The 4,955-nt window shown below is 62.3% G+C and carries 7 protein-coding genes and 1 pseudogene; 1 reads left to right on the forward strand and 7 read right to left on the reverse strand.

The features are described 5' to 3' along the window. The 4 genes and pseudogenes from EN994_RS36145 to EN994_RS17685 all read right to left on the reverse strand — a co-directional run. Nucleotides 1–146: pseudogene (locus EN994_RS36145) on the reverse strand (N-acetyltransferase); the annotation flags it as partial. Nucleotides 147–154: 8 nt separating this feature from the next. After that, nucleotides 155–442 carry an Asp-tRNA(Asn)/Glu-tRNA(Gln) amidotransferase subunit GatC gene (gene gatC / locus EN994_RS17675; RefSeq protein WP_013531787.1) on the reverse strand — a complete coding sequence of 96 codons (288 nt, stop codon included), beginning with the start codon at nucleotides 440–442 and terminating at the stop codon, nucleotides 155–157. A 130-nt stretch (nucleotides 443–572) separates the two neighbouring features. Beyond that, nucleotides 573–989 carry a hypothetical protein gene (locus EN994_RS17680; protein ID WP_082826453.1) on the reverse strand — a complete coding sequence of 139 codons (417 nt, stop codon included), beginning with the start codon at nucleotides 987–989 and terminating at the stop codon, nucleotides 573–575. Between the two features lie 24 nt (nucleotides 990–1,013). Next, nucleotides 1,014–1,721, reverse strand: a complete 708-nt coding sequence (locus EN994_RS17685; RefSeq protein WP_063167956.1) for a metal-dependent hydrolase — start codon at nucleotides 1,719–1,721, stop codon at nucleotides 1,014–1,016. A 122-nt stretch (nucleotides 1,722–1,843) separates the two neighbouring features. Between EN994_RS17685 and ruvX the strand changes: the two genes are divergently transcribed. Next, entirely contained in the window at nucleotides 1,844–2,350 is a 507-nt protein-coding gene (gene ruvX / locus EN994_RS17690; protein WP_063170231.1) for a Holliday junction resolvase RuvX, read from the forward strand. Here ruvX and EN994_RS17695 read toward each other — a convergent pair. From EN994_RS17695 to EN994_RS17705, 3 genes are all read right to left on the reverse strand, one after another. Continuing rightward, nucleotides 2,268–2,609: a DUF6105 family protein gene (locus EN994_RS17695; RefSeq protein ID WP_063167955.1), complete on the reverse strand. Its 342-nt coding sequence runs from the start codon at nucleotides 2,607–2,609 to the stop codon at nucleotides 2,268–2,270. The genes ruvX and EN994_RS17695 overlap by 83 nt on opposite strands. Beyond that, the gene (locus EN994_RS17700; protein ID WP_013531792.1) at nucleotides 2,609–3,178 is read right to left on the reverse strand and encodes a hypothetical protein; all 570 of its coding nucleotides are present in this window, start codon (nucleotides 3,176–3,178) and stop codon (nucleotides 2,609–2,611) included. Before EN994_RS17700 ends, EN994_RS17695 begins: the two co-directional genes overlap by 1 nt. A gap of 194 nt (nucleotides 3,179–3,372) precedes the next feature. Continuing rightward, nucleotides 3,373–4,955: DNA alkylation response protein (locus tag EN994_RS17705; protein ID WP_164745986.1), on the reverse strand; the 1,583-nt coding region annotated here is incomplete at its 5' end.

The raw sequence follows: 4,955 nt of genomic DNA on the forward strand, positions 1-4,955 counted from the left end.
CTCGCGTCCTCACCAGCCATCTGCTCGACCGTCAGATGGTAGCAATGCTCCGGCGGCGTCAGTTCGAGCAAGGTCTGGTTGAGTTCCTCGACCAGGCCGCGCACGTCGTCCTGCAGTGGCGTTTCAATGGCGATGTCGATTGCCATCGGCCGGTTTACTCCACGACCTTCGGCACGAGGAAGAAATTCTCTTCGGTCGCCGGCGCGTTGGCGACGATGTCAGCTGCCTTGCCGCCGTCAGTAACAACGTCCTGACGCTTCTTCATGTCCATCGGCGTCACCGAGGTCATCGGTTCGATGCCGGAAACATCGACCTCATTCAGCTGTTCGACGAAGCCCAGAATGGCGTTCAGCTCGCCGGTCATCCGTTCGGCATCTTCCTCGCTCACCGCAATGCGGGCGAGATGCGCGACGCGCTTCACTGTCTGAAGATCTACGGACATGTTTTTGCCTCGGGGAAAACCAGTTCGGGCTATAGCGGCGCCGCGCGCGCTGCGCAACATGCATCGTGCGAGAGACCAGGCTGCGGCGGCGGCCTAGTCTTCGGCCATCGATCCACGCACAGGATGATGTCTACGGCAGGGCAACGCCCTCGCACAGATAGTAGCTGCCGCTGTTGCCGCTTGCTTCGCTTTCGTCGTTGACGGGCCGGACCGACACGAGATCGATCTGCTTGTCGTTCATTTGCGTCACCGAGAGGACATCCGGGAAGACATAGCCCGGTTCCTGGCAGAGGGCCGTCACCGCCCAGCTCGGCGAAGCGGTCGCCTTGCTGACCTGCAGAAACTCGCAATTGTATTCCACGCTCTGCAGGCCGTGCGCCGAAAGCACGATGTTGCCGGCGTCGATCAGCGTTTGCAGCGTGTCCTTTTTGGCCTGCGTGCAAAGCTCTTCGGACTGAAGGTAGACGCCTTCGATGAAATCATCCGCGGCCAGCGCGGGCGACGCCGCGACAAACATGGAAACGCAAAGAGATCGCCCCAATACCATGGATTTATTCCACTTTAGCTGTTTCTAGATCGTAATCGTCTCACCGATTTTCGGCAACGCCAGCCTTACACCGGATCCTTCCAGGCCGGCCTCGAACTTATCGGCGGTCGGGTCGATCATCGGAAACGTGCCGAAGTGGCAGGGAACCACGGTGTCGAATTTGAAGAAGCGCCGGCAGGCAAGTGCCGCCACCGCGCCGCCCATGGTGAAGCGGTCGCCGATCGGCACCAGGCCTATCTTCGGCTCATGCAACTCGTTGATCAGCGCCATGTCGGAGAAGATGTCGGTGTCGCCCATGTGATAGAGCGTTTTGTCTTCCGCGAAATGCAGGACGAGGCCGCCCGGATTGCCGAGATAGGTGTTCTGGCCGCCCTCGCCCGGGAACGAGGATGAGTGCAGCGCCTGGACAAAAGTGGTGGTGAAGCTGCCGCAATCGACGGTGCCGCCGATGTTGCCGGGATTGATCTTCTTGTCGCTGACGCCCTTGCCGACCAGATACATGCAGATCTCGAAATTGGCGACGAGCTGGGCGCCGCTTTTGCCGAGCACCTCCACCGCGCCGCTGATGTGGTCGCTGTGGCCATGCGTCAGCAGCACATGCGTGACACCCTCAGCCGGGCCCTCCCAGCCACCCGTCCATGACGGATTGCCTATCAGATAGGGGTCGATGAGGATCTTGGCATCAGCGGTATCGATCCGAAAGGCCGAGTGGCCGTACCAGGTCAGTTTCATGAATGCATTCCTCGATTTTTGACTTGCCAAAGGATAGAACGCCAATGGCCCCGAGATCAAAGGGTTACTTGTCCGCCACGCGTTTGACAAAACACCTGGTGGTGAAAGGCGAAGGACGGCCGGTGGGCATTATCGCGATCGAAGAATTGCCGGCGCGGTTAGCCGGCGGCAAGACGCTGGCGGGGCTTGACCTCGGCGACAAGACGATCGGCGTCGCGGTCTCGGACCAGAGGTTTTCCTTCGCCCATCCGCGTCCGGTCATCATGCGAAGGAAATTTTCGCTCGATGCGGCGGTGCTGCTCGCCTTGCTGCAGAAGGAGAATGCCGGCGCCGTGGTGATTGGGCTGCCGATCAACATGGACGGCTCGGAAGGTCCGCGTGCGCAGAAATCGCGCGCCTTCGTCCGTAACATGGCACAAATGAGCGACCTGCCCTTCGTGCTCTGGGATGAAAGGCTATCGACGGTCGCGGCCGAAAGGACGCTGATCGAGATGGATTTCTCGCGCCGCAAGCGCGCCGGCAAGATCGATTCGGCGGCAGCCGCGTTTATTCTGCAGGGAGTTTTGGACCGGCTTCAGTCGCTCCACGCATCCGCTCGAACGGAACCGGATCCGCCCAGCGCTGTCTGACCCAGCCGGCGATTTCGCGGCGACGGCGGAATGCCCAAAGCGCCATCAGCAGCAACCCGTCGAAGACGCACGTCTTCGCCACCATGCCGGGGATGATCGCCGGATCGATGCCGAGCATCTGACCGTAGAGCCGGAAGAAGAAGTCGTGCATCTGTCGGCTGAGCATCGCGTAGCCGAAATTGATGTCATTGGCCGACAGATAGAACCAGCCCCAGAAAATCGCCATCGGCGCCGCCCAGCATCCGAAGATGTAGCGCATCAGCGGCCTCCCCTGGGATTGGAGCCGGTTTTGGACACCGTTCGGCCTGATATGAGTGAAAGCAGCGAATTGTGGGCTGCGGCTTTTGCCATGCCGTGCGCGACGGCATGGATCTCGCCTTCGCCCGAAGCCGCTGCCGCAACCACGGACCGCCGTTCGGCAAGCATGGCGACATAGGATGCCAGAAGTGCTGCCAGCTGCACGGCAACAGCCATGAACAGCCCGTTTATGCCTTGCGCAGCACCCCCGATGACGATCAGCGACAACACGCCGGACGCGCAGATGAAGGCGATGCGGGCAACGCTGTCGGCGTCCGGGCTGGTCGCGTCGTTGACCAGGGCTTCGACAAAGGCCCAGAAAAACAGAACCGCGACGACCAGCAATGCGGTGGCAAGCGGCGCCACGACAACGAAATTGTCGAGGTTGACGAAGCGGGTACCCTCGATTGTGGCACCGATCACGCCGAGCGCCGCCGCCACACCACGGTTTCCGTCGATGCAGATGAGCGCAAGCAGGGCGAAAACAATCGTCCAGTGCAAGGTCAGAAAAGAGGTCAGTACCTGTCGCATCGGTGTTCCTGCTTCGCAAAGCAGGAGACGGCCAATCTGAACCATTGCCTGCTTGCGCCGGGACAGTGGGCCTTGCCGCTCGCCATCGCAACGGAAACCATTTGTTAAGGTTAACGGAAATTAGCCATATGCGAGAGGATACGGACCAACGCCTCAAAACTGTGGATGGCGCCGGTTTTTGCGATGCTCGCGGCTCAGTTCACTGGCGGATAGAGCGTGTCGATGATCATGCGTGCATCGTGGCGCGAATCGATCATGCCATAGGTGTTGCGCCATTGGCCGGCCAATCGCGTCTCGACGAAAGCGTCGGCGATCCGCCCTGCCCCCAGACGGCGCAATTCCGCCGCCGCAGCCGACAGAGCCAGCTGCTCGGTGAGCAGCCGAGCCGAACCTTCGTCGGTTGAAGCGACCTGCATCGCCGCCTTCAGCACGCCGATCGTGCCGCGTCCGCCGGCGCCGAGATCGCGGTCGATGCCGGCCAGCACATCCTCGAACAGGCCGGGCGCACGGCCAAGCACGCGCAGCACGTCGAGCGCCATGACATTGCCCGAGCCCTCCCAGATCGCGTTGACCGGGGCCTCGCGATAATAGCGGGCGAGCGGCGCCTCCTCGACATAGCCATTGCCGCCGAGGCACTCCATCGCCTCATAGAGCAAAGGCGGCGCGATCTTGCAGACCCAGTATTTGACGACCGGCGTCATGGCGCGGGCAAACGCCGCTTCACCGCGGTCGCTGGCCGCCTCGTCGAAGGACCGCGCCAGCCGGAACGACAGTGCGGTGGCGGCGGCGACATCGAGTGCCATGTCCGCCAGCACGCGCTGCATCAACGGCTGCTCGATCAGGGTCGAACCGAACACCTGACGATGGCGGGCATGATGAACGGCCTCGGCGAGGCCCGCGCGCATGATCGCCGACGAGGCGATGGCACAATCGAGCCGGGTGAGCGTCACCATGTCCATGATCGTCTTCACACCGGCACCGGGTTCGCCGACCATCTCGCCGATGGCATTGACGAATTCGACTTCGGAGGATGCGTTGGAACGGTTGCCGAGCTTGTCCTTCAGCCGCTGGAAGCGGAAGCCGTTGCCCGAGCCGTCACCGAGAACGCGCGGTACGAGGAAGCACGACAGCCCCTCCGGCGCCTGCGCCAGCACCAGGAAGGCATCCGACATCGGCGCCGACATGAACCATTTGTGCCCGGTCAGACGATAAAAACCGCTGCCGGCGCGTTCCGCCCTCGTCACATTGGCGCGCACATCGGTGCCGCCCTGTTTCTCGGTCATGCCCATGCCGAGCGTCAGCCCGGTTTTCTCGACCGGCGGCTTTTGGCTCTGGTCATATTTGCGCGTCGTCACGCGCGGCGCCCATTCACGAAACAGTTTCGGGCTGGCCATCAAGGCCGCCAGCGAAGCGTTGGTCATGGTGATGGGGCACAGATGCCCGGTCTCGAGCTCCGCCGTCAGATAAAACCGGGCGGCACGGACCTGATGGCGGCGGCCGATCTCGGTGTCGCCGTTTTCCCACACCGAGGAATGCAGCCCATTGGCCACGGAGCGGCGCATCAAGGCGTGATAGGCGGGATGGAACTCGACCACGTCGATGCGCCGTCCTTGGCGATCATGCGTCCTCAGCTTCGGCGTCTCGACATTGGCGAGGCGCGCCAGTTCCTGCGCCTCCTGCGTCAGCACGAAACGGCCGAGACCGTCGAGTTCCCGGCGCACCGGATCGGAAAAACGCTCCGCGAGCTGGATCAGCAACGGATCGCCCCGCCAGGCGT

The organism is Mesorhizobium sp. M7A.F.Ca.CA.002.09.1.1, from assembly GCF_003998555.1.
GTDB classification, from domain to species: domain Bacteria; phylum Pseudomonadota; class Alphaproteobacteria; order Rhizobiales; family Rhizobiaceae; genus Mesorhizobium; species Mesorhizobium ciceri.